General features: G+C 68.0%; 23 protein-coding genes and 1 pseudogene. 14 read left to right on the top strand and 10 right to left on the bottom strand.

Annotation, left to right across the window (positions count from 1 at the left end; translation table 11 throughout):
• Positions 1 to 186 precede the first annotated feature (186 nt).
• From ABGB14_RS42510 to ABGB14_RS42500, 3 genes are read right to left on the bottom strand one after another with little or no spacing between them, the layout of a single operon-like run.
• Positions 187 to 1,401 (bottom strand): aminopeptidase, encoded by a 1,215-nt coding sequence (locus tag ABGB14_RS42510; RefSeq protein WP_347649559.1) that lies wholly within the window; start codon positions 1,399 to 1,401, stop codon positions 187 to 189.
• Positions 1,382 to 2,539, bottom strand: coding sequence for an MFS transporter (locus ABGB14_RS42505; protein ID WP_347649558.1), 1,158 nt, complete (start codon positions 2,537 to 2,539; stop codon positions 1,382 to 1,384). The genes ABGB14_RS42510 and ABGB14_RS42505 overlap by 20 nt, the downstream gene beginning before the upstream one ends.
• Positions 2,536 to 3,048, bottom strand: a complete 513-nt coding sequence (locus ABGB14_RS42500; protein WP_347649557.1) for a helix-turn-helix domain-containing protein — start codon at positions 3,046 to 3,048, stop codon at positions 2,536 to 2,538. Before ABGB14_RS42500 ends, ABGB14_RS42505 begins: the two co-directional genes overlap by 4 nt.
• 51 nt (positions 3,049 to 3,099) lie before the next feature.
• Between ABGB14_RS42500 and ABGB14_RS42495 the strand changes: the two genes are divergently transcribed.
• The 6 genes from ABGB14_RS42495 (at position 3,100) to ABGB14_RS42470 (ending at position 9,518) form a co-directional block, all read left to right on the top strand.
• On the top strand, positions 3,100 to 3,843 hold the full coding sequence (locus ABGB14_RS42495) for an MBL fold metallo-hydrolase (RefSeq protein WP_347649556.1): 744 nt from the start codon (positions 3,100 to 3,102) through the stop codon (positions 3,841 to 3,843).
• Between the two features lie 527 nt (positions 3,844 to 4,370).
• On the top strand, positions 4,371 to 5,441 hold the full coding sequence (locus ABGB14_RS42490) for a cytochrome P450 (protein ID WP_347649555.1): 1,071 nt from the start codon (positions 4,371 to 4,373) through the stop codon (positions 5,439 to 5,441).
• Between the two features lie 11 nt (positions 5,442 to 5,452).
• Positions 5,453 to 5,650 (top strand): ferredoxin, encoded by a 198-nt coding sequence (locus ABGB14_RS42485; RefSeq protein ID WP_347649661.1) that lies wholly within the window; start codon positions 5,453 to 5,455, stop codon positions 5,648 to 5,650.
• Between the two features lie 5 nt (positions 5,651 to 5,655).
• Positions 5,656 to 6,816: an FAD-dependent oxidoreductase gene (locus tag ABGB14_RS42480; RefSeq protein WP_347649554.1), complete on the top strand. Its 1,161-nt coding sequence runs from the start codon at positions 5,656 to 5,658 to the stop codon at positions 6,814 to 6,816.
• A gap of 5 nt (positions 6,817 to 6,821) precedes the next feature.
• Positions 6,822 to 7,805: an NADP-dependent oxidoreductase gene (locus ABGB14_RS42475; RefSeq protein ID WP_347649553.1), complete on the top strand. Its 984-nt coding sequence runs from the start codon at positions 6,822 to 6,824 to the stop codon at positions 7,803 to 7,805.
• Between the two features lie 285 nt (positions 7,806 to 8,090).
• Entirely contained in the window at positions 8,091 to 9,518 is a 1,428-nt protein-coding gene (locus ABGB14_RS42470; RefSeq protein ID WP_347649552.1) for a hypothetical protein, read from the top strand.
• Positions 9,519 to 9,541: 23 nt separating this feature from the next.
• On the opposite strand, the gene ABGB14_RS42465 is transcribed toward ABGB14_RS42470, so the two are convergent.
• Positions 9,542 to 9,814 (bottom strand): nuclear transport factor 2 family protein, encoded by a 273-nt coding sequence (locus ABGB14_RS42465; protein ID WP_347649551.1) that lies wholly within the window; start codon positions 9,812 to 9,814, stop codon positions 9,542 to 9,544.
• A 71-nt stretch (positions 9,815 to 9,885) separates the two neighbouring features.
• Entirely contained in the window at positions 9,886 to 10,275 is a 390-nt protein-coding gene (locus ABGB14_RS42460; protein WP_347649550.1) for a pyridoxamine 5'-phosphate oxidase family protein, read from the bottom strand.
• A gap of 852 nt (positions 10,276 to 11,127) precedes the next feature.
• Between ABGB14_RS42460 and ABGB14_RS42455 the strand changes: the two genes are divergently transcribed.
• Positions 11,128 to 11,583, top strand: coding sequence for a DoxX family protein (locus tag ABGB14_RS42455; protein ID WP_347649549.1), 456 nt, complete (start codon positions 11,128 to 11,130; stop codon positions 11,581 to 11,583).
• Positions 11,584 to 11,719: 136 nt separating this feature from the next.
• Entirely contained in the window at positions 11,720 to 11,896 is a 177-nt protein-coding gene (locus tag ABGB14_RS42450) for a DoxX family protein (RefSeq protein ID WP_347649548.1), read from the top strand.
• 310 nt (positions 11,897 to 12,206) lie between these two features.
• On the opposite strand, the gene sigJ is transcribed toward ABGB14_RS42450, so the two are convergent.
• The 3 genes from sigJ to ABGB14_RS42435 all read right to left on the bottom strand — a co-directional run bounded on the left by sigJ (position 12,207) and on the right by ABGB14_RS42435 (position 14,459).
• Positions 12,207 to 13,058 carry an RNA polymerase sigma factor SigJ gene (gene sigJ / locus ABGB14_RS42445; RefSeq protein ID WP_347649547.1) on the bottom strand — a complete coding sequence of 284 codons (852 nt, stop codon included), beginning with the start codon at positions 13,056 to 13,058 and terminating at the stop codon, positions 12,207 to 12,209.
• A gap of 11 nt (positions 13,059 to 13,069) precedes the next feature.
• Positions 13,070 to 13,648 carry a carboxymuconolactone decarboxylase family protein gene (locus tag ABGB14_RS42440; protein ID WP_347649546.1) on the bottom strand — a complete coding sequence of 193 codons (579 nt, stop codon included), beginning with the start codon at positions 13,646 to 13,648 and terminating at the stop codon, positions 13,070 to 13,072.
• Positions 13,649 to 13,955: 307 nt separating this feature from the next.
• Complete coding sequence (locus ABGB14_RS42435; protein ID WP_347649545.1) at positions 13,956 to 14,459, bottom strand: MarR family transcriptional regulator; 504 nt, start codon at positions 14,457 to 14,459, stop codon at positions 13,956 to 13,958.
• 74 nt (positions 14,460 to 14,533) lie between these two features.
• Between ABGB14_RS42435 and ABGB14_RS42430 the strand changes: the two genes are divergently transcribed.
• The 3 genes from ABGB14_RS42430 (at position 14,534) to ABGB14_RS42420 (ending at position 16,933) form a co-directional block, all read left to right on the top strand.
• Positions 14,534 to 15,409 carry a haloalkane dehalogenase gene (locus ABGB14_RS42430; protein ID WP_347649544.1) on the top strand — a complete coding sequence of 292 codons (876 nt, stop codon included), beginning with the start codon at positions 14,534 to 14,536 and terminating at the stop codon, positions 15,407 to 15,409.
• Between the two features lie 337 nt (positions 15,410 to 15,746).
• Positions 15,747 to 16,394: a zinc-binding dehydrogenase gene (locus tag ABGB14_RS42425; RefSeq protein ID WP_347649543.1), complete on the top strand. Its 648-nt coding sequence runs from the start codon at positions 15,747 to 15,749 to the stop codon at positions 16,392 to 16,394.
• Positions 16,391 to 16,933 (top strand): MarR family transcriptional regulator, encoded by a 543-nt coding sequence (locus ABGB14_RS42420; RefSeq protein WP_347649542.1) that lies wholly within the window; start codon positions 16,391 to 16,393, stop codon positions 16,931 to 16,933. The genes ABGB14_RS42425 and ABGB14_RS42420 overlap by 4 nt, the downstream gene beginning before the upstream one ends.
• Positions 16,934 to 17,757: 824 nt before the next feature.
• Here the strand turns inward: ABGB14_RS42420 and ABGB14_RS42415 are convergent.
• A complete protein-coding gene (locus ABGB14_RS42415; RefSeq protein WP_347649541.1) occupies positions 17,758 to 18,120 on the bottom strand; it encodes an SPW repeat protein in 363 nt (120 codons plus the stop codon).
• A gap of 243 nt (positions 18,121 to 18,363) precedes the next feature.
• Between ABGB14_RS42415 and ABGB14_RS42410 the strand changes: the two genes are divergently transcribed.
• From ABGB14_RS42410 to ABGB14_RS42400, 3 genes are all read left to right on the top strand, one after another.
• On the top strand, positions 18,364 to 18,858 hold the full coding sequence (locus ABGB14_RS42410; protein ID WP_347649540.1) for a TetR family transcriptional regulator: 495 nt from the start codon (positions 18,364 to 18,366) through the stop codon (positions 18,856 to 18,858).
• A gap of 296 nt (positions 18,859 to 19,154) precedes the next feature.
• Entirely contained in the window at positions 19,155 to 19,565 is a 411-nt protein-coding gene (locus tag ABGB14_RS42405; RefSeq protein ID WP_347649539.1) for a hypothetical protein, read from the top strand.
• Between the two features lie 101 nt (positions 19,566 to 19,666).
• Positions 19,667 to 20,467 (top strand): hypothetical protein, encoded by an 801-nt coding sequence (locus ABGB14_RS42400; protein ID WP_347649538.1) that lies wholly within the window; start codon positions 19,667 to 19,669, stop codon positions 20,465 to 20,467.
• 486 nt (positions 20,468 to 20,953) lie between these two features.
• On the opposite strand, the pseudogene ABGB14_RS42395 reads toward ABGB14_RS42400, so the two are convergent.
• Positions 20,954 to 21,094 (bottom strand): annotated as a pseudogene (locus tag ABGB14_RS42395) (cytochrome P450); the annotation flags it as partial.

Genomic DNA, 21,094 nt, shown 5'->3' with positions numbered 1-21,094 from the left:
CCGTCCCGAGCTTCTCTGCGAGAACCTGGTCTGACCGGCCAGGACATGACAGGATGCAGCCGGTCCGGACGGCACGAGGCGCCTCGTCGATCGCCCTCACCCTCTCTTAGTCTGACACCGCCCGGACCCGGCCCTGGCCGGCCTCTGACCACTTCAACAGTTGATACTCCCGACTGTGGCAGGGCGTCAGAACTGCCAGGCGTCGTCGCGCAGGAGCACCACCTTCCCGCCGGGCCCCAGCCCGGTGACCGTGACGTCCGGGCCGCCGACCATGAAGTCGACGTGCACGCGCGAGGTGTTCACGCCCGCCGCGTCCAGCCGTGCGGGATCGTCCGTACGCAGGTGGGCGGGCGCGCCAGGAGGCAGCCCGGCGCCCCAGGCCAGGTGGCAGGTGGCGTTCTCATCCAGAAGGGTCTCCAGGTAGGTGATGCCGCTTTCGCCCACCCGCGAGGAACGGTCGACCAGAGCGAGCTCGCCCAGCCGGGCCGCTCCCGCGTCGGTGGCCTGGTGCGCGCGAACGACGTCAGCTCCGCTGCTCGCCCTGACACCGGTCACGACGCCATCGGCGAAGGTCAGCTCCAGGTCGCGGATGACGGTGCCGTCGAGGGACAGCGGCCGGGTGGCGCGGACCGTGCCGTCGACGCGCCGGTAGTCAGGGGTGGTGAACACCTCCTCGGTCGGCAGGTTGGCCTGGAACGGGCGGCCCTTGACGTCCTCCAGGCGGGCGGCGGTCCAGTGGGCGTCCGGGAGCAGGCCGATGGTCAGGTCGGTGCCGGGGCCCTCGAACCGCACGGCGTCCAGGCGCATCTCGGTGAGCCGTCGAGCGCGATCGAGCAGTTCGGCGATGCGCTGCCGCCACGCCGCGCGCGGATCGGGCTCGTCGAGACGGAGGATGTGGCGCAGGTGCCGCCACAGCCTGGCCTGGTCGGGCTCGCCGAAGACGGCACGGGCCCACTCGGGGGTGGCGTAGGGGACGATCGTCCAGCGGACCAGGTTGTTGAGCTGGAGCCGCTGCCGTGAGGTCAGCGACGGCATGCGGTCCAGCCCGACGCGTACCGGGTCCAGCCCGGCCAGGAGGTCGGGGGCGGTGGCGCCGCGGATGTTGACGATGATGCCGCCGTACCGTCCCAGCTCGTCGTTGCGGCCGTCGAGCCACGAGGGCACCTCGGCCAGGCTCGCGGTGTCGGCGTGCCGGACGCGGGATCGTTTGGCGTACGGGTCGAAGTACCAGATGTCGGCGTAGCGGGCGCCTCTGGCGTAGGCGGCCTCGGCCAGGGCGCGGGCGAGCGGGGCGTGCTCGATCTCGGCGTTGATCAGCACCCGGTCGTCCGCCAGCAGGGGCACGGCCACGTCGAACACGACGTCGGCATAGCCGGACAGGTCAGCGGGGGGAATGGTCAAGGGGGGCTCCTTCGCGTTCGTTGTGGCGCATGGGCAGGAACAGCAGCGCCCCGGCGGCGGACACTGCGCCCGCGAGGGCGAAGCCGGCGGCCAGGCCGAACCGGTCGGCGAGGACGCCGAGGGCCAGGGCAGCGCTGAGGAATCCGACGTCGAAGAAGGCCGTCGTGGTGGCGACGGCGGATCCGCGCTCGCCGGCGGGCAGGCCGTGCACCGCCATCCTGAGGAAGGCGGGCAGCCCGAGGCTCTGCCCGGCGCCGATCAGCGCGATCGCGCACCATGTCCCGACCGGCGAGAGCCAGACGGCAAGCAGGATCGATCCCGTCCCGGTCAGCAGGAGGGAGGCGACGGCCAGGCGCGCCGGGGCGGCCGTGGCGAGCAGGGGATGTCCGGCCAGCCGGACGGCGACGAGGACGCCGCCGTAGACCAGGAAATGGAGGCCGCCGGAGCCGCCGCCGAGCGCGGCGACGTGCAGCGGCAGGAAGGCGCTGATGGCGGTGTAGCCCCACACGGAGGCCAGGTAGCCGAAGCCGGGTCGTAGAGCGGACGTGTGGTACAGCTGGGCCCGCCCGGATCCGGGATCCGGGCTCGCGCTCTCCGTGTCCGGGCTCATGGTCTTCGGCAGGGTGAGGCCGAGCGCCGCCGACCCCAGCGCCACGGCCGCGGCCGTGATCCAGACGGCGGCGAACCCGGATGCGGCGTACAGCGTCTCGGCGATGACGGGCCCCGCGAGCAGTCCGGCGTTGACGGCGACGGAGAAGTGGTTGATCGCCGCGCCGGGTCGCCGGTGGTCGCCGGCCAGAGCGGCGAGGCCGACGTAGGCCAGCGCCTCACCGGCGCCGGCGACGCCGCGCAGGACGAAGAAGAGCGGTAACTGTCCGGCGGCGAGCAGCGCGAGGGACGTGCCGGACAGCAGCAGCGCGCCCGCGCACAGGGCCGTGCGGCGTCCGGCCCTGTCGGCCACCCGTCCGGCCAGCGGGCGGGCGAGCACCCCGGCCGCCGCGGTGACGGCCAGCGAGACGCCCACCATGCCCGCCTGCTGGCCCAGCGGGCCGGTGAGGTATCGCGGAACCGCCGGGATGAGCAGCCCGATCGACAGGAACGCGCCGGCCGCGCAGAGAAGCAGGCGGCCGATCATCATTCGTCACGCAGTTCGAGCAGGAGCGCGGTCATGCTGACCTTGACGCCGTCGTGCGGCGGTCCGGCCTTGTCGTGCAGGAGCGCCACGGCCTGGTCGATCAGGCCGACGATCTCCTCCCAGACGGGCCTGGCCAGCCATACCTCGGCGTCCATGGACGTGCGCTGGCGATCGGTCTCAGCCAGTCGCCTGGCCAGGTCAGTGCTCATCGCCTGGTGGAGGAGTTGCCGTCCCTCGGACCGGTCGAGGCGCTCGCCGCTGGACGGGTCGTAGCGGTAGCGCAGTTGCGGGCGGCCCTTGCCTGCCCGCGGCCGCTCGTCCGTCTGCTGGAGGAAGCCCGCTTTGGCCAGCTGGCGCAGGTGGTAGCTGGCCGAGGCGTGCGCGATGCCCAGTTCGTCGGCGACCTCGGTGGCCGACATCGACGCGCCGGTGAGCAGCGACACGATGCGGATGCGCAGCGGGTTGGCCAGGGCGCGCAGGGGGACAAGGTCATCCCGATTTTCCAAAGACACCTTGGGATAATAAGTTCTCCAACAACCATGGGGAAAGAGGTGGGTTCACGGATGTTGCTGACGATCCTCGGCGGATGCGGTGCGTGGCCGGCGGCAGGCCAGGCCTGCAGCGGTTACCTCGTGGAGCACGACGGGTTCAGGCTGCTCGTCGACCTTGGGTATGCGACGGTGCCGCGGCTGCTGGAACGGGTCAGCGCCGATCAGATCGATGCGGTGTTCGTCAGCCACGGACATCCCGACCACTGCGCCGACCTCAACCCGCTGTTGCGGGCACGCACAATGCGCGATGACCCGCCGGCGCCGTTGCCGGTGTACTCGCTGCCCGGCGCCCTGGATGCGGTGCTCGCGCTGGACCGCCCAGGGGTGCTGGCCGACGCCTATGTCCTGCACGAGTTCACCGTCGGCAGCAGATTCGACATCGGCCCGTTCCGCGCACAGACTCGTCTGCTGCCGCACTCGGTACCCAATGCCGGCATACGGCTGACAGCGGGCGGACGGGTGCTCGCGTACGCCGGCGACAGCGGCCCGGGTCCCGACAGGGTGGAACTGGCGCGTGGCGCTGACCTGCTACTGGCCGAGGCTACCTACGTGAACCAGGTCCCGGAGGGGGCCCGACGTTACCTGACAAGCGCCCGGCAGGCAGGCCGGCAAGCCCTGGAAGCCGATGCCCGGCGCCTGTTGCTGACGCACCTGCAGCCAGGCACGGACGCCTCAGCCGCGCGAGCCGCCGCTGGGGCCACATACGACGGTGAGATCGGCATCGCCACGCCCGGTCTCGTCTTCGACCTTTCGTGAGCCACGGTTCCATCGAACGCTCGCGGCCTCCTCCTCGATCACCGGCAGCAGCAGCGCGTTCTTGCGCGCGGCGGGCAGAGCGCTGCGTCATGGGTGGCGATGCTGCGACCGCCAGGTCGGACGCCACGGCCTCCGTCGGCATCAGTTCAGGAACGGGCCTTCACGTGCCGGGGACGGCCTGGCGAGCGGACCCGCACCGGCCGGCCGCCTCGGCGATCAGCCTGTCCTGCATGGCCACCGGCAGGGACCGGTCGCCGGACAAGCGGCGCGCAGGTCATCAGGCGCGCGCATCGATCAGCCCCTTTCCGTCACGCCTGCGATCACTTGACGGCGTCCGTCTGGGAAAGGTACCTTCGCCATAAGTGGAGAAAATTTCTCCGATTACTGGAGGTTCCATGAGCGTTCTCAGCCGGCCCGCTTTCCCGATGCCCAGGTCGTGCCCCCTGTCGCCCCCTCCGGAGTACGCCCGGCTGCGTGCCGAGTGCCCGGTTTCGAAGGTCGTCCTTCCCGATGGCCGGACGACGTGGGTGATTACCTCGTATGCGCTGGCTCGCGAGTTCCTCGCCGACCCACGCGCGAGCAAGGACACCACACGTCCCGGCTATCCGAGTCCCGCTCCCGGTTTCCGGGCGGCCACGCAGGGTCTGGCCAGGGGGTTCGTCTTTCAGGATCCGCCAGAGCACACCCGGCACCGGCGCATGGTGGCTGACGAGTTCGCGGTCAAGCGGGTGCAGGCCATGCGGGCATACGTGCAAGAGGTGGTGGATGAGCGCATCGACGTGCTGATGGCAGGCGAGCGGCCGGCCGACCTCGTCCGGGAGCTGGCCCTGCCGGTGCCGTCGCTGGTGATCTGCGAGCTGCTCGGCGTCCCGTACGACGACCGGGAGTTCTTCCACAGCCGTACCGCAGCGGCCGTCTCGCGGTCGAGCCCGCCCGAAGAGCGCGTGGGCGTGCTCGGCCAACTGCGGGACTATCTGTCCGAACTCGTGGACCGCAAGGAACGCGAGCCCGCCGACGACCTGATCAGCCGCCTGATCGACAAATACCGGCGGTCGGGCGACTACGACCGCGAGCGGATCGTGGTCACCGCCACGATGCTGCTGGTGGCCGGCCACGAGACCACCGCGAACATGATCGCGCTCGGCACGGTGGCGCTGCTGGAGCATCCCGACCGGCTCGCCGAACTGGAGTCCGATTCGGCGATCATGCCGAAGGCGATCGAGGAGCTGCTGCGTTACTTCAGCATCGCCGACGTCGGCACCGCCCGGGTGGCGACGGCCGACATCGTGCTGGGCGACGCCGTCATCGGCGAGGGAGAGGGAGTGATCGCCCTGGGCGCCGCAGCCAACCATGACCCCGCCGCCTTCGACCACCCCGGCGAGCTCGACTTCCACCGCAGCGGCGCGCCGCACATGGCCTTCGGCTACGGCATCCACCAGTGCCTGGGCCAAAACCTCGCCCGGCTGGAGCTCGAGGTGGTGTTCACCGCGCTGTTCTCCCGGATTCCCGGGCTGCGGCTGGCGGTGCCGGCGCGTGAGCTGCCCTTCAAGGACGAGGCGAACATCTACGGCATCCACGAGGTGCCGGTCACATGGTGAGGGACAGCGCGATGCGCGTGCGGATCGAAGAGGACAGATGCATCGGTGCCGGGCAGTGCGTGCTGGCCGCGCCGCAGGTGTTCGACCAGCGGGAGGAGGACGGGGTGGTAGTGCTCCTCGACCCGACGCCGCCCATCGAGAAGTCCAGGGCCGTACGCGAGGCGGCCACACTCTGCCCCGCGCTGGCCATCGCGCTGGAGAAGGACTGAACGCCATGCCCGGTGTGGTCATCGTCGGCGCCTCGGCCGCAGGGCTGTCCGCGGCTGAAGCCTTGCGCGAGGCGGGCTGCGACAGGCCGATCACTCTGATCGGCGCCGAGCCCCACCTCCCCTACGACCGGCCGCCGCTGTCGAAGCAGGTGCTCCTGGGCCAGTGGGACGCCGACCGGACCGTCCTACGCACCTGCGACCAGCTCGCCGGCCTCGACCTGCGGTTGTCCACCGAAGCGGTGGCCCTGGATCCGGACAGCCGCGAGATCACCCTCGTGGACGGGGAGCACATCGGCTACGAGCACCTCATCATCGCTACCGGCGCACAACCCAGGCGCCTGCCGGGCGACGGCCTGGAGGGTGTGCACTACCTCCGCACCCTGGACGACGCCCTGGCCCTGCGCGATCGGCTGACAGCGGAATCCAGGCTGGTGGCGATCGGCGCCGGGTTCGTCGGTTCGGAAATCGCCGCCGCAGCGCGGGCCATAGGGGCGCACGTCACACTGATCGGCCAGGGCCCCGCCCCGATGTCCGAAGTCCTCGGACCCGTGCTCGGCGGGCTGATGGCCCGCACGCACGCCGACCACGGCGTCACCCTGCTCATGCGCGCCGAGGTCGCCGCCCTACTCCCGGAAGGCACCCGGGTCGGCGGCGTCGTATTGACCGATGGACGCACCGTGCCCGCCGATCTGGTAGTCGTGGGCATCGGCTCGGTGCCCTCCAGCGGCTGGCTGACCGGCAGCGGCCTGCCGGTCGACAGCGGCGTCCTTTGCGACCGCTACGGCAGCGCAGGCCCCGGTGTGTCCGCGGCCGGTGACGTAGCTGCCTGGTACCAACCCGTCCTCGGCTCCCAGGTCCGGATCGAACACCGGACGTCCGCCACCCAGCAGGCGAGGTGCGTGGCACACAACCTGCTCGGCGGCCGTACCGAACCTGGCATTCCGTATTTCTGGACCGACCAGTACGGCCTGCGCCTGCAGGTCTGGGGCTACCCGACCGGCGATGCCGCGTTCGCCGTCGTGGAAGGAGACCTCGAAGACCGCCGCTTCCTGGCCGTTTACGGTCGGGCCGGCCGCGTGATCGGGGTTGCAGGCATGGGCCTGCCACGTCAATTCCGCGAGGCCCGCGCTCTCATCGGCACCCCAATGCTCACAAAGAAAGGATGATCGATATGAAAGCCCTGGTAGCAAGGGCCTACGGCCCGCCGCAAACCCTCAGGATCGAGGACATGCCGATCCCGGAGCCCGGACCCGGCCAGATCCAGGTCAAAGTGTCCGCGGCCTCGCTCAACCCCGCCGACCTCATGATGACCAGCGGAGACATCAGGGAAGCATTCGATACCCGCTTCCCCTACGTCCCGGGATCGGACTTCGCCGGTACGGTCACTAGGCTCGGCACCGGAGTCGTCGCTTTCGCGGAAGGTGACGAGGTCTTCGGCTTCGGCGTCCCGCCCTCCTACGCCGAGCGATTCGGGCTGCCCGCGGTCACCTCGGGTGGCTTGGCCGAGTACGCGACCTTCCAAGCCAACGGCCCTTTCGTTGCGCACAGGCCCGCCGGCCTGGCCCCCGAGACGGCGGCGGCGCTCGCGAGCACCGGCATGACAGCCGCCGCCGCCATCCAGGACGGCGACTTCCAGCCGGGGGAGACAGTCCTGGTCATCGGCGCGACAGGAGGTGTGGGCAGCATCGTCGTCCAACTTCTGGCCAAGGAGCGCGAGGCGGAGGTCGTCGCCACCGCACTCCCCGAATACGCCGGCTATGCCCGCACTCTGGGCGCGACGCACACGATCGACTATCTGACCACCGACGTCGTCACCGCGACCCGCAGACTCCACCCGGACGGCGTGGACGCCATCGTCAACCTCGTCCTCGACGGAGACCGGCTGGCAGAGGCTGTCAAGGCGCTCAGACCAGGCGGTCGGGTGATCAGCACCACGTTCAGCTCGCTCGGCAGCGGAGACGTCACGGTGAAGATCGTCGACGGTCCCCCAAGCCTGCGTGCCGACACCTTCCCCACCCTCGCCGCTCGCGTTCTCGACGGCACGCTGGTGGACATGATCAGCCGCAGGTACCAGTTTGACCAGGCAGCCCAAGCCCTCGCCGACCTCGCCGCCGCTCCGAACACCCGGGGAAAATGGGTCATCTCAATGACGTGAGGGCCCGCCCTCGGCCAGCCCGAATGGTCGTCGTGCCGACGGTGTTTCGGTGAGTGAAGCCGCTCCAGGGGTGCCGATCAAGCTTGGAACGCGGCATAGCGGCATGGTGGCGGCATCCTTCCGGGGCCGCCCTCCACGACCCTCCTGCCTGCGGTTTTGTAGAAAGATCTCTGGCTTTCGGGCCGAGGGCCGAACGTTTTCCGACAGATGATCTTTCGCTCGCTTTTACGGATGGGTTGATGGGATGACCACGACCATGATCTTGATAGCCGATTGAGGAGTGACATGGGAGTCGAGCGAACGGATTCCGGCGTGTCGCGGCGTCAGGCGTTGCGCGCCTCACTGACCGCGGCCTCCGCCCTGGCGGCGACCCAGACGGTCGCGACACCGGCCCGGGCAGGCACGGAGGCGGCCCACGCGGGCGCGGACTCCGGGGTCAGTGCGGTCGTCCCCGGTCCGCGTGGCCAGTTCGCCCGCAACGTGGAGGTCGTCGGCTACACCGACATGGATCACCGGCCGGCCTTCAAGCTCGCCATCCGCCGCGTGGGCGATCGGTGGTATCTCTACACAGGTCACTTCTGGCACTCGGGCTGGAGCGTCGTGGACGTCACCGATCCGCGGCGGCCGGAGGTGGTGGCGTTCGTGCCGGGGCCTAAGGACACCTGGACCCTGCAGGTCGATCTGCACGGCGACATCATGGTGACCGCACTGGAGCAGATCTTCCCCAATTTCGGCGGTGACCCGGAAGCCTCCTTCGAGGAGGGCATCTACATCTGGGACATCAAGGACCCCGTACGCCCGCGACGGCTCGGCCACTACACGACCGGCGGCACCGGGACGCACCGCAACCTCTATCCGGGTGGACGCTACGTGCACGTGGCGGCGGGCGCGAAGGGATTCCGCGGCAACATCTACTCCATCGTCGACATCGCTAACCCGTCCCGGCCCAGGGAGGTGGGGCGTTGGTGGGTGCCGGGACAGCGGGACGGCGAGAAGGGCACGCCCGCCCCCGAGTTGCCGCACACACACGGCTTCTGCTGCGCGAACGGCGCGGACGTGTCCCTGCACGGGCCCCCGTACGTCACCGGCGACCTGGCCTACCTGCCCTACGGCGCGGCCGGGCTGGTCGTGCTGGACATCTCCGACGTGACCGAGCCGAAGCCGGTCGGCGGCCTGAACTTCAGCCCGCCCTTCCACTCCCGCTTCGGTGTGCACGGCGTGCTCCCGATCCCGGACAGGAAGATCGCCTTCGCGAACTCCGAGGACGTCTCCTACGGCAAGGGCGCCGCCCCGCACGCCTCCATCGTGGACATCTCCGATCCGGCCAACCCCTGGCTGTTGTCCCTGCTGCCCACCCCCGAACCGCCACCCGGAGCGCCGTACGAGGACTTCTCCGGCAGGGGCGGCTGGAGCGGGCCGCACAACATCAACCACCACCAGCACCACCCCGACGTGCAGAAACAAGGCGACCTGTTCTACGTCGCGCACTTCAACGCCGGGCTGCGGATCTATGACGTCTCCAACACCCGCCTGCCGCGCGAGGTCGGCTACTTCGTGCCTCCAGACCCCGTCCGCAGGTACGGCCCGATGCCTGAGGGGGAGTTGGTGGCCCAGACGGAGGACGTCGTGGTGGACACCCGCGGCAACATCTACGTCTCCGACAAGAACCAGGGCATTCACATCCTCCGCTATACCGGCCGCGGCAGGGGCTGACGGAGCAGATCGAGGAACCGCGGTTATCGGGTTTCTTCCGCGAAGGAGGTGTTTCCGGCCTCTGAGCCGGCGGGGTCCCAGGTCACATGAGGCGAACCCGGCAGCGCAGTGGTGTCGAGGTACCTGGGCTCGAGGACGCGCTCGGTGAACTTCCAGCCATCCGGGGTGCGCTGGTAGCGGTCGTGGAACAGGCCGTACATGAGGACCGACCTGCCGTCGCGCTGGCGACCGATCTCGAAGATGGATTCCCGGCCGGTCGCGGTGTCACCATCTGAACAGCGACGCGAAACGGTCATAGTCGCCGATCATTGCCGCGTCGGCGTGGTCGTCCCGCAGCCGGTGGAGCGTCGAGCCCGCGTCTTAGGCCTCAGTCAACGGGGATGTCAAGCCAGGAGCCGTTGAGCATGACGGTACGGCCGCTGAACTCCGCCAGAGAATTCCATGCGAGTATCCGCTTGGGGCAGAGGCGGATGTACAGGAACATGTCCGGAGTATTGCGTGGGTCTGTCGATACCTCTGCGTACGCCTCGGCCGAGGCGACGTCGATGTCGGGTACGTCGAGCAGGATCGTGTAGGCGTCGATCAGGACGACGTCAGCGGTGTCTCCGATCGCCAACCGCGCCGTCGGCCTCGCCCGCAGGTTTGAGACCGTGCGACTGCGGCGGAAGGTCGCGGAAGTCAAGGTCGAGCCGTTCCAGACGTAGGCGACCGGGATCAGATGTGCTCCGTGACCGTCGCTGGCGGTGGCCAGCCACATCTGGAATCCGCTGCTCAGACGGTCAAGGGTGTCGGCTCGTCGCTGTGGGAGGTCACGCGCTGGCGGCAGGGTTGCTGAGGACATGTCTACTCCTTCATAGAGGCTCACATTCTGAAGACGAACGGGCGGGGGACAGCTTCGACGCTGCCCACGAAATGTGCAGTGCCGGGCTGTCCCGCCCTCCGACAGGGTGGAACGCGACATGGCCACAAATGCACCGGGGACTCCGTCGATCAGTGCCAGGGATGCGTGGAGAGCGCGGCCGGAGAGGGTCTCGGCGACCGCGGAGCGGCGCGAACGGCACAGCGAAGATGTCATGCAGCACGAAGGCCAGGCGCTCGTTGGGAGCCAAGGTGTCCAGCACCACCAGCAGTGCGAGGCCGACCGAGTCGGACACGATCGCCTGATGCTCGGGATCGACCCTTGTGTCGTCTCTGCGTTGAGCCAGGTGCAGCGCGGGCACGTCCAAAGGTTCTTCGCTTCGGGCGGTGCGTGAGCGCAGCATGGCCAGCGCTACGCGGGCGACGACAGTGGTGAGCCACCCGCGCAGGTTCTCCACCTCGCTGGTGTAGGACCGGTTGAGCCGGAGCCAGGTTCCTGGACGGCGTCGTCGGCCTCGGCCGCGAGCCGAGGATCTGGTGGGCCACCGCCCGCGGATGCCTCCGGTGCTCCTCGAACCGGTCGGTCAGAAAGTCGTGCTCGTTCATCGGTCACATTCCTCCGGCGCGGCAAGTCATTGTCTATGACTCGCGAAACGTCGCGGGTGTGACCAGCAGAGTGACGACCGCGCTGGGCGGTGAGCCCTTGGTGCCGTTCATCGGCTGGCGTAGCTGTCCCATCGGAGGAAGAATCATGTCCGCACGCACCTCGTCTTGGCTGCGCACCGCCTTTTACTGGGTTCTAGCCGCAGAGTTCTTCGTCGGCTTCGCCACCAAGTTCTGGCCTGGCCCGACCTTCTTTGGCCCGGCGTACGCGGTGAAGTTCGTCGATTGGGGGTTTCCTCCCTGGTTCAGATTCGTCGTTGGCGCCATCGAGCTGATCTGCGCGATCTTGCTGGTCATCCCATCCGAACGGTCCAGATTCATCGGCGCCGCAGGGCTGGTCTTCCTCCTTACCGCCGCGGTCACTACGCACCTCATCGATGATGCGCCCCTGTACGAAGAGGTCTCGGCCCCCATTCACCTGGTGCTCACGGCCATGGCCGCCCTGGCGAACTGGCCGGCTGACTGGAAGGACCTCATACGCCCGCAACGGGAAAGCAGTGCCGCGCCGTCACGCGTACGAGGCGTGGAGCACAGCAACCGATGATCGGCGCCATCGACTCCATCAACCCGCGCGTATCCCGTGTACTGGGCCGCCACCCTGATCATCGCGGCCGAGTCGTTCGTGGGCGGCTTCTGGGATCTGCTGCGGACCGCCTACGTCCGCTCGGAAACCTGGCCGCATGCAGGCCCTCGGCTGCCCCGCATACTTCCTGCTCATCATCGGATCTTGGAAGGTCCTGTCCGTCCCGGCCATACTCCCGCCGGGATTCACCCGGTTGAAGGAATGGGCCTACGCCGGTGCATTCTTCAACTTCTCCGGCGCGGTCTTCTCCCACCTTGCGTCCGGCTCGGAGTGATACCCGTCGGCTACACCTTCCTGTTCACCCTCTGCACACTCATCTCCTGGGTGCCACGCCCCAGCAACCGGGTCCTGGGCAACCTGTATCCGCATCTGGGAATGCGCCAATCTCCCGACGCCATCCTGCGCACACACTCCAAAGAGCGCGCTTCGGCCACCCACCGGGTCGGTTGTCTTTAGCCGAGGCTGAAGCGCGTGCCCGGTGCGCCGGGGTCCAACCCCTACCATTCCGCCATTCGCCGCCGGTACAGTTCGGCGACCCGCGGCCGGTCGATCCGCTCGCGGGCCTGCGATGACGCGATCGCGGACTATCTGGTGAGGCTGGTCGGCTCCCTGAGCCACGTCAGCTTCTGCGGGTTCGCCACCGCGTGGATCCGGCTCACCTGCCCGTTCTCAACCATCAGGCTCACCGCGGCCACTTGGCCGTCGGTCTCGATCCGGCCGGCGGGCGCGCCGTTGAGCCAGACGGCCGACACCGTCCGGTTCGGGCGCGCGAGGGACTCCGCTACGAGTTCGGGCCCATGGATCGGAGCTCGGGCTGCGGACGCGAGCCCGCCGCCGTCGACGATCAGGACCACGTCTGGCGCCAGGACCTCCATCAGCTCCTTCACCTGCCCGGTGCGCACCGCGGCCAGGAACCGTTCCACCACGATTTGTTGCTCCGACCGGCTCACCCGTACCCGGGGCTGACGGGCAGCGACACGGTCGCGGGCCCGCCGGGCGATCTGCCGCACCGTGGCCGCGGACTTCTCGACGGCCTCGGCGATCTCGCCATAGGGCATATCGAAGACTTCGCGGAGCACGAACACCGCACGTTCCGTCGGAGCGAGCGTTTCCAGTACAGTCAACATCGCGATCGAGACCTTATCCACAAGGTCGATGTCCTCGGCGACGTCAGGGCTGGTCAGCAGCGGTTCCGGAAGCCACTCGCCGACGTAGTCCTCGCGGATGCGCGACAGCGTGCGCAGGCGGTTGAGCGCTTGCCGGGTGACGAGCCGGACGAGGTAGGCCCGCGGGGCGCTCACCTGCGCGTGGTGGACACCGGCCCACCGCAGCCAGGACTCCTGCAGGACATCCTCCGCGTCGGTCGCCGATCCGAGCATCTCGTAGGCGACGGTGAACAGCAGGCTGCGGTGGGCGAGGAACGGGTCCTCGGTCATCGTGTCCCCGGTCACGCCGTCGACGCCGCGCCGGAATCCTCCGGGACCTTGGCCAGCGGAATCTCGCAAGCTTCGGAGAAGCCCTGCGAGGTGACCCCGTTCGCCACGTTGGCTCTGGTCGCCAGGTTGACGTAGGCGATGTGCGTGGTGAGCTCGACCATCGCCGCGGGGCCGAGCCGCTCCAGCAGACTCGCGTACTGCTCGTCGGTGACGGTCGGCGGTGTGTTCGACATGGCCTCGGCGTACCCCATCACGTCTCGCTCCAGCGGGGTGAACACATCTGAGGTCCGCCAGCGCGGCACCTGGCTGGCCTTGGCCAGGTCCAGATCGTCGTTCTGTGCCTGGAAGTAGCCGACGTCGAGACACCAACTGCAACCGATCAGTGCCGCGACGGCCATGTGCGCGAACGACTTGAGACTCGCGTCGGCCGCATTCCACGCGCCCGCTTTGCCGCCGAACTCCAGGTTGTCACGAGCGAGTGCGGGGTTGTTCCACAACACCTCGACATTCTCGGGCACGCTGCCGAATTGCCTGATCATGTTTTCCCTGAGGTCGGCGGGAAGCTCGGCCTTAGGAACGCGTAGCGCCATGATGTTCTCCTCTTAGGTGTGCGTTCTGGCTGTTCGACATGAAGACACCGCCGGGGCCGCCGAATGTGACAGCTTGTGATCTGCCGCCGCTGCGGCACCTGTGGCCCTCCTCGCGCCATAACCCGTTCCGCTCAGCCGCTCGGTGGAGGGGCTGGGCGTGACTTTTCGTTCCACTGCTGCATCAGGGCCTGCGATGCCGGGCTTGCGAAAGGCGACCGAGGTGCTGGCGGGGGCGCCACCGGGCCGATTCTGTTCTGCGGTGATGTCGAATGCTGTCGAGCCCGTTCGTAGCCGAGGTGACACCGTCTCACTGTTGGTCGAGCCGGCTCCTGTCAACCGAGCTCAGGCGATCGGCGGCATCGGGGTCTGCTTCGCCGATGCGGTTCAGCAGGCGGTGCAGCAGGGCGCGGAGAGCCTCGAAGTCCTCGGGGCTTGTCAGTTCGGCCCACCGTTCCTCGATTCGGTCCCCTGCGCCGGCCGCCAGCGGCTGGACCGCTCTTCCCCGTTCGGTGAGCACGATCAGCCGCGACCTGGCGTCGCGGGGATTCGGGAGGCGTTCCAGGTAGCCCGCCCGTTCCAGCTGGTCGACCGATTGCGCCATGGTCTGTTTCCGCACACCGGCGCGAAGGGCCAGGTCACGGACCTGGATTCCCTCCGGCGGGACGAACGGGAACACCTTGGCATCCCCGGAGCGGATGTCGCCGAAGCCCGCCTCGGCAAGGGCCGCCTCAATGCCGGCGGCGTACTCGCGGTGGAGCAGGCGGAGCAGCAGCGAGAGTCGCAGCCGCTTCGTGGAGGAATCTCCGTTCATATTGACAGGCACCTGTCTAAATCTCATAGTGGTCAGATACCTGTCTAATATGCAGTCTTTCAGGGGAGCCTGCCATGCCCACCGCACATGTCCTGGACTCGACGATCTTCTACCGGGAGGTCGGCGCCGGGCCGACCACGACGGTCTTCCTGCACGGCAACCCCACGTCGTCGTATCTGTGGCGGCACATCCTGCCCGTCGCCGGAGCGTTCAGCCGGTGCCTGGCCCCCGATCTGATCGGCATGGGGGAGTCCGGCAAGCCCGACATCGCCTACAGCTTCGCTGACCACGCCGAGTACCTCGACGCCTGGTTCGACGCCCTCGACCTCGACCGGGTCGTGCTGGTCGGCCATGACTGGGGCGGCGCGCTCGCCTTCGACTGGGCCGCCCGCCACCCCGGACGGGTGCGCGGCATCGCGTTCACCGAGACGATCGTGAAACCGATGTCGTGGGAGGAGTTCCCAACTGGTGCCCGCCCGCTGTTCGAATCGATGCGCACGCCCGGGGTCGGTGAGGAACTGGTGCTGGACCAGAACGCCTTCATCGAGCAGGCGTTGCCGCGCACCGTCCCCGGGCTGAGCGAGGAGGACCTGGCGGTCTACGGCCGGCCGTACCCGACCCGGCAGTCCCGGGTTCCGTTGCTGCAATGGCCGCGGGCGATGCCGCTGGACGGGGAGCCCACCGAGGTCGTCGCCAGAATCGATGCCTACGGCCAGTGGCTGGCGGCAAGCGCGGACGTACCCAAACTCCTGGTCGCCTTCGACCCCGGCCCGGGCCTGATGATGAGCGCGCAGATCATCGACTGGTGCGCCGCCAACATGTCCGCTCTGCAGATCGAGACGCACGGAACGGCCGGCCACCACACCCCCGAGGACCAGCCAGAGGCCATCGCCGCCTCGCTCGTCGCATGGCTGGACAAGCACGACCTGCTTGCCGACGGAGAGGGCTGAGGGCGATGCGAGCGATCCGGCAGTATGCGTTCGGCGGCCCCGAGGAACTCCGGTTGGAGGAGGTGCCCGACCTCCATCCGGCCGGTGACCAGGTGCGGATCCGGGTCGAGTCGGCAGGTGTCCACCTGCTGGACACCATCATCCGCCAAGGCGGAGGCGGGCCGCGGGTCGCGCCCCGCCTTCCCATGACACCGGGCCGGGAGGTCGCCGGAACGATCGACGAGGTCGGCGCCGGCGCCGGCGCCGCTCTCCTCGGTCGACGCGTCGTGGCTGATCTCGGTCTGGCCAGCGGCGGAACGCCGAACTGGCGCTGGCCCCAGCGGTGGCCGTCCACGTCTTGCCGGACGACGTCGACGCCGACTGCGCCGTGGCCATGGTCGGCACCGGCCGGACGACCATGGCGATCCTCGAACTCGCAGCGCCGACCGCCGCCGACGTCGTCCTGGTCACCGCGGCCGCCGGCGGAATCGGAACCCTGCTGGTCCAGGCATGCCGTTCGGCTGGCGCAACGGTCGTCGGCGTCGCGGGCGGTCCCGACAAGGTTGCGCTCGCCCGTCGGACCGGCGCGGACCACGCCATCGACTACACCTGCCCCGACTGGCCCCACGAGGTACGCCAAGCGGTGGCGGGCAGCCCGGTGACGCTCGCCCTCGACGGGGTCGGCGGCCAGATCGGCCGAAGCGCCCTGGAACTGCTCGGCGTCACGGGGCGCCTGGTGATGTTCGGCTCGTCCTCGGGATCCCTGACCGAACTGTCGACCGGCGACCTGTTCAGCCGGGGCATCAGCGCCGCCTCCGCCATCGGCGCACGCATCCTCCAGCGCCCGGGCGGCACCCGGACACTCGAGCGCGACGCCCTTGAAGCGCTCACCCACAGACGACTCGTCCCGGTGATCGGCCAGCGGTTCGCCCTCACCGACGCGCCCGCCGCCCACATCGCCCTGCAATCCCGCGCCACCACCGGAAAAACGGTCCTGCGCCCATGACCCCGCCACCCCTCACCGAAACAGCAAGGGCCGACGGCCGCGGCCGGGACCGGGCGTTCCGGGTCGTCGAAGAAGGGATCAGCATGGAACAACGTCGCCCGCTGGGCTATTGGCTGAAGCTCCTCGACCAACTCATCGAGGAAAACCTCAACCGAGTGCTCGCGGCGATGGGGCTCCACCGTCGCCACTGGCAGACGATGAACCTGCTCGCCCCAGGGCCCGACTTCGACCGCGCGGGCCAGCGCGGGCCAGCTACGAGAGAGGCGATCGCACAGAGGCTTCGGCCATTCTGGTCCGGGAGTTCGGTCGACCTGGACCAGACGATCGAAGATCTGCAGCGGCGTAGCTGGATCACCGGCCGGGAGCCCTACAGCCTCACCCCCGAGGGGGAGGCCGCGCACGCCGCCCTGGCGCGGAAGGTCGAGCAGGCAGGTCGTCAGATGAGGGATGGAGTGACCGCGGAAAGGTATGCCGGCACCATCGAGGTGCTCCGTCACATGGTATTGAACGCCGAGAAGATGCGGCGAACCACGATCTGAACGCTCCCACCGCTAAGGCTCGGCCGTTGACGACCAGGTCGTCACGCCGGTTTCCTTGAGGATGCTCACCCCGATGCGGTTCGCGAACGCGTCCACCGTGGCGTGACACTCCAGGAACGCGACTCCACCGAAGTCGGGGGCACACAAGTCTCCCGGCGCAGTAGCAGGCTGCTGAAGCGGTATTCGCTCTCGCTCACCCAGAGCGTCGTCTCCGGATCGGCTTCGGTCAACCGATCGCGCACGACGCTCCACATGCCCGCGCCGACGATCTCGCGGTCGAAGTGAACGACGCTCTCTTTCGGGATCCCGTGCAGGTCTGCCGGATCCCGGCGTGTGATTTCGGTATGTGTGCCGGGTCGGCGAGCAACTGGGCCACCTTCTCCCTCGGCAGTGCGATCTCGATCGAGTTGGTGTACTTCATGGCGCGCATTCCTTCCAGGTGTGGGACAACATGCTGTAGTGCTGCTCGTCCCGCTCCTCGACGGAGGGGTCTGACACCCGTCTCGCGACTGACCATTCTCATCGGCGGTTCGAGCGCCAAGGATGCCGGTCAGCCCACCGCAGCGGGATGTCAGGTTGGGCCGGGTGCGTAGAACTTGGTGGTGGCCTCGACTGCGGCCGCGACGTGCTCTGGTTCGCCACCGGCGGCCAGGTGAGCCTCGCCCCAGGCCGCGGCGCTGTGCCGGATGAACTCGCGTCCTTCGGGCGACTGGCGGGCTGGACCGTCCGCATCCGGTGGGCCGCCATCACCACCGTCCGGACGGGCGGCGACGCGACCATACGAGAAAGCCCGGGCGGGTGCCCGGGCTTGTCGGTGACGGCGGTCAGTGCCGCGGCTGGACGGCCCGGGGGTCGGCTGGCCTCCTGGTCGCGGGCAGGGCCCACAGCGCCAGGCAGCCGACCAGGATCCCGCCCACCCAGGCGGTCCAGGCAGCGGCGGCGAGCCCGGTGAAGGAAACCACCCACGGCGCGGCGATCGCCAGCACCGCCCAGATGACGTTGGTCCACTGGCTGACCGCCGATGAAGGTTGCGCCAGTGCCCACAGCGCTGTGCAGACGATCAGCGCCCCCATCGCCACCAGAGCCGTCGCCGCACCGGGGTCGGTGTCCGTCCAGACGGGCGCCAGCGCCAGGTACAAGCCGACCGCGATGTTGGTCCAGTCCTGCCAGCGTGTCCATGGCTTCATGGGTTCCTCCTTTGGAATGAAGCCGATCTTTCGCCGGGTTCCTCGGTTAGAAGCACCTCGGTACTTCGAACGCTAGAAATCCCGGCAAGTTTCCGAATCCGTCAAGTGACGCGGCAGGTGACCAGTGTGTTCTCCCTTTCTCACCACGCGAGTGACCCAGGTCACGTTGAAATAAGGGATCGATTACTTATAAGTCAGAACATCAGCACCCGAAGGCCAGGCCGGCCACCCAAGTCCGCCGCGATGGACACCAAGAACGTGCTGGTCGAGTCGGTACTGGAACTGTTCGCCAGGCACAGCTTCGGCGGCACCTCCGTACGCGCGATCACCGAAGCGGCCGGGCTGAGCGAGAGCGTCCTCTACCGCCACTTCGACAACAAGCAGCAGATCTTCGACAAGGTGCTGCACCGGGCGGGGCCGGCCTGTTCGAGAGCGCACGCGACACAGCGGACCCCGAGCCGGCCCGATGGTCATCTAGGGTTGCCCGGACTCGTCACCAACCTCGCCGTCGCGATGGCCTACGGCCGCGACGGCGAGTTGTTCGTATTCGCCACCGGCCTCGACCAGCGCATCTTCGTCAACCGCAGGCCCGCCGACGCCTGGCTGGGCTGGAAGCAGCCCTCCGCCTCCGACAAGACCACATGCACCGTGGCCGCCGGCCTGGGGCCGGGCGGCAACGTCCTGGTCTTCTACACCGGGCTGGACGGCAAGCTCACGCCGAGAGTCTCGAGTTCATGACGGCCGACAGCCGACGCCCACCGCAACGGCTGCCCGATAGCCGGAAGGCGGTAACTCCAGCACCGGCACCCAGGACTGCGGCCGGTGAGGCACCTCACGGCCGCGGCCACTGTCGCCGGACCGGAGCGCGGGACGGGTGAGAGAGATGGGGCCGATGAGACGGCGAGCAGCTTGGATTCCCCTTGTGTCAAACACGATGCAGTAATAATGCACCGGTCACATGACGGATTCGTGAGTGGATCCGCCCTTTTAGCCTGGCTACCGCCGTGTACGGAGAGCGAAGTCAGGAGTAGGAAATGAAAGCATTGGCCGCGGCCGCGCTTCTTGTCACTGCCGCTGTGGGGACCGCTGTTGTGGGGGTCGCCCCAGTGGTGCCCGCATATGCCGACGGCGCAGGGAGTTCGACTGGCAGCGTCATCGAGAGCAACGCTCAGCAAGCCAATAAGGTCTACGTTTGGCGCGCCAGAGGATGCACCGGGCCATGGGCGTCGATCTACATGCAGGACGCGGACCTGCGGAACAACTTCTTCACGGACGGGACCTCCGTCTACAATCGGATCAGCGGGTTCGCCAACGAGAACGACTATTACCTCGCCGTTTACGATGGGCTTAACTACCAAGGTGACAGTGACTATTTTCCGCGTAGATACACGGCCTGCGATATCTATACGTGGGATAATAGGATCTCGTCACTCAAGCTGCTGTGATGTGTGCACGGCTGCTTATCTGGACAGGCGTTTCCGCTCTCGTTGTAGCTGGTTGCGGCGTCCCCCCGGCACGACATTCCTCCGCCGGAGGAACGCGCGGCATGGAGGTCGGCATCGCGGTGGAGCCCTACTTCCGTACGCTACATCTGCCGTTTGACGCCTACCGGCCCAATTCCGCTGATCTGGTTCTCACCGACCGTGCGGCCGACGTCTTGACTAAGAGATGCATGGCGGCCAGGCGAGAAACGTGGCGCGAAATCACGGAAACCGATGTTGGCGATGTTCGCTATATCACCCACCGGAGGCGATACGGTCTCGCAGAAGATGAGGTGGCACGGCGCGTCGGCTATCACCTGCCGCAGGATCCGGGCGTGCTGTTTGTGCGAAGGTTGCGAGCGGAGCGTGACAGCGACCTTCGCCCCACGGCCCGCGTCGCCGCCTATGGAAAAGACGGCAAGGGCGGATGTGTTAAGGAGGCGCTGGATTACGTGAACCGGTTCGCGCTCACCGAGGACCGGGCATTCGTGCACCGGCTCGGAACCCAAACATTTGACAGCGCCTGGACACGTCCTGCCGCAGAACGGGCGGTCGAACAGTGGAGCAGTTGCATGGCGATGGCGGGTTTCGCATACAAGGGCCCCGGAGAAGCGGGAATCATTTCCCAATGGGGCGGCCCAGCGAGCAAGCCCACCCCGCAGGAGATCGCCACAGCGACAGCTGATGTCAAGTGCAAGAAGGCGACCAATCTGGTGCCGATTCTGGTCCGCGTGGAGTCGAAGCTTCAGGAGCAGGTTCTGCGTCAGGAGAAGGAGAAGTTCGCCGCCATCGCCGCGCGAATCGGCCAGATGAGGAGTCGGTTGACATCGATCGTCCAGGGCTCATCCTCCGGGGTCACGTTATGAGCTGTGTCTGGGTAAGTTTCGCGGTTCACATGGGGGAACAGACGTTCGGCCTGCTTGGTGTCGTTATGGATTTGGTGTGCCCCGGTTGAGTGGCCAATGCTGTTTAGATGCTGATCTTGCTGGTTGAAGCGCCCCGGGTTCGGTGGAGACTCAAGGAAGCTCGGAAGATCCTTTACGGCGCTTCCGCTCCGAACCAGCCGATGGCTCCGTCGAAACCGAAAGCTGAACCGCTCACGGTGGTTCCGTTAGGCCTGTCGCTCTCGGAGGTCGTCGAGCGCTAGAAGGAGCTTCAGGACCAGCACCCCGGATGCTGAGGTGCGGCGAGCCCAGCTCAGCAGCCCCGGCTGAAGGAGATCCGCGCCAACCTCATCGACCGCCTCGCCGAGGCCGAAGAACACGCTCTGGACCTCGACACTCTCCGGCTGCTGCACCGCCACGAACGAGCCCAGCGCGATGAACTCGGCATCGATTGGTCGTATCGAAGACGATCTGCAGTTCGGTCCTGGCGAGGTTCTGGCCGAGGCACTGGTGCGGGCCGTATCCGAAGGCGAGGTGGTGGCGGGCTCCGCGCTCGATGTCCAGTTCGGCCGGGTTCTTGAATGCCGCCGGGTCCCGGTTGGCTGACAG

It is taken from the genome of Nonomuraea sp. B10E15, from assembly GCF_039871615.1.
Taxonomy (GTDB): domain Bacteria; phylum Actinomycetota; class Actinomycetes; order Streptosporangiales; family Streptosporangiaceae; genus Nonomuraea.
This window is presented reverse-complemented; position numbering and strand designations above follow the sequence as displayed.

What these genes read in the sequence shown, in the direction of transcription:
- ABGB14_RS42505 (WP_347649558.1), bottom strand. Translation starts at nt 2,539, where the DNA reads ATGATGATCGGCCGCCTGCTTCTCTGCGCGGCCGGCGCGTTCCTGTCG.
- ABGB14_RS42495 (WP_347649556.1), top strand. Translation starts at nt 3,100, where the DNA reads ATGTTGCTGACGATCCTCGGCGGATGCGGTGCGTGGCCGGCGGCAGGC.
- ABGB14_RS42485 (WP_347649661.1), top strand. Translation starts at nt 5,453, where the DNA reads ATGCGCGTGCGGATCGAAGAGGACAGATGCATCGGTGCCGGGCAGTGC.
- ABGB14_RS42480 (WP_347649554.1), top strand. Translation starts at nt 5,656, where the DNA reads ATGCCCGGTGTGGTCATCGTCGGCGCCTCGGCCGCAGGGCTGTCCGCG.
- ABGB14_RS42475 (WP_347649553.1), top strand. Translation starts at nt 6,822, where the DNA reads ATGAAAGCCCTGGTAGCAAGGGCCTACGGCCCGCCGCAAACCCTCAGG.
- ABGB14_RS42470 (WP_347649552.1), top strand. Translation starts at nt 8,091, where the DNA reads ATGGGAGTCGAGCGAACGGATTCCGGCGTGTCGCGGCGTCAGGCGTTG.
- ABGB14_RS42465 (WP_347649551.1), bottom strand. Translation starts at nt 9,814, where the DNA reads ATGACCGTTTCGCGTCGCTGTTCAGATGGTGACACCGCGACCGGCCGG.
- ABGB14_RS42460 (WP_347649550.1), bottom strand. Translation starts at nt 10,275, where the DNA reads ATGTGGCTGGCCACCGCCAGCGACGGTCACGGAGCACATCTGATCCCG.
- ABGB14_RS42455 (WP_347649549.1), top strand. Translation starts at nt 11,128, where the DNA reads ATGTCCGCACGCACCTCGTCTTGGCTGCGCACCGCCTTTTACTGGGTT.
- ABGB14_RS42450 (WP_347649548.1), top strand. Translation starts at nt 11,720, where the DNA reads ATGCAGGCCCTCGGCTGCCCCGCATACTTCCTGCTCATCATCGGATCT.
- sigJ (WP_347649547.1), bottom strand. Translation starts at nt 13,058, where the DNA reads ATGACCGAGGACCCGTTCCTCGCCCACCGCAGCCTGCTGTTCACCGTC.
- ABGB14_RS42440 (WP_347649546.1), bottom strand. Translation starts at nt 13,648, where the DNA reads ATGGCGCTACGCGTTCCTAAGGCCGAGCTTCCCGCCGACCTCAGGGAA.
- ABGB14_RS42435 (WP_347649545.1), bottom strand. Translation starts at nt 14,459, where the DNA reads ATGAACGGAGATTCCTCCACGAAGCGGCTGCGACTCTCGCTGCTGCTC.
- ABGB14_RS42430 (WP_347649544.1), top strand. Translation starts at nt 14,534, where the DNA reads ATGCCCACCGCACATGTCCTGGACTCGACGATCTTCTACCGGGAGGTC.
- ABGB14_RS42420 (WP_347649542.1), top strand. Translation starts at nt 16,391, where the DNA reads ATGACCCCGCCACCCCTCACCGAAACAGCAAGGGCCGACGGCCGCGGC.
- ABGB14_RS42415 (WP_347649541.1), bottom strand. Translation starts at nt 18,120, where the DNA reads ATGAAGCCATGGACACGCTGGCAGGACTGGACCAACATCGCGGTCGGC.
- ABGB14_RS42410 (WP_347649540.1), top strand. Translation starts at nt 18,364, where the DNA reads ATGGACACCAAGAACGTGCTGGTCGAGTCGGTACTGGAACTGTTCGCC.
- ABGB14_RS42405 (WP_347649539.1), top strand. Translation starts at nt 19,155, where the DNA reads ATGAAAGCATTGGCCGCGGCCGCGCTTCTTGTCACTGCCGCTGTGGGG.
- ABGB14_RS42400 (WP_347649538.1), top strand. Translation starts at nt 19,667, where the DNA reads ATGGAGGTCGGCATCGCGGTGGAGCCCTACTTCCGTACGCTACATCTG.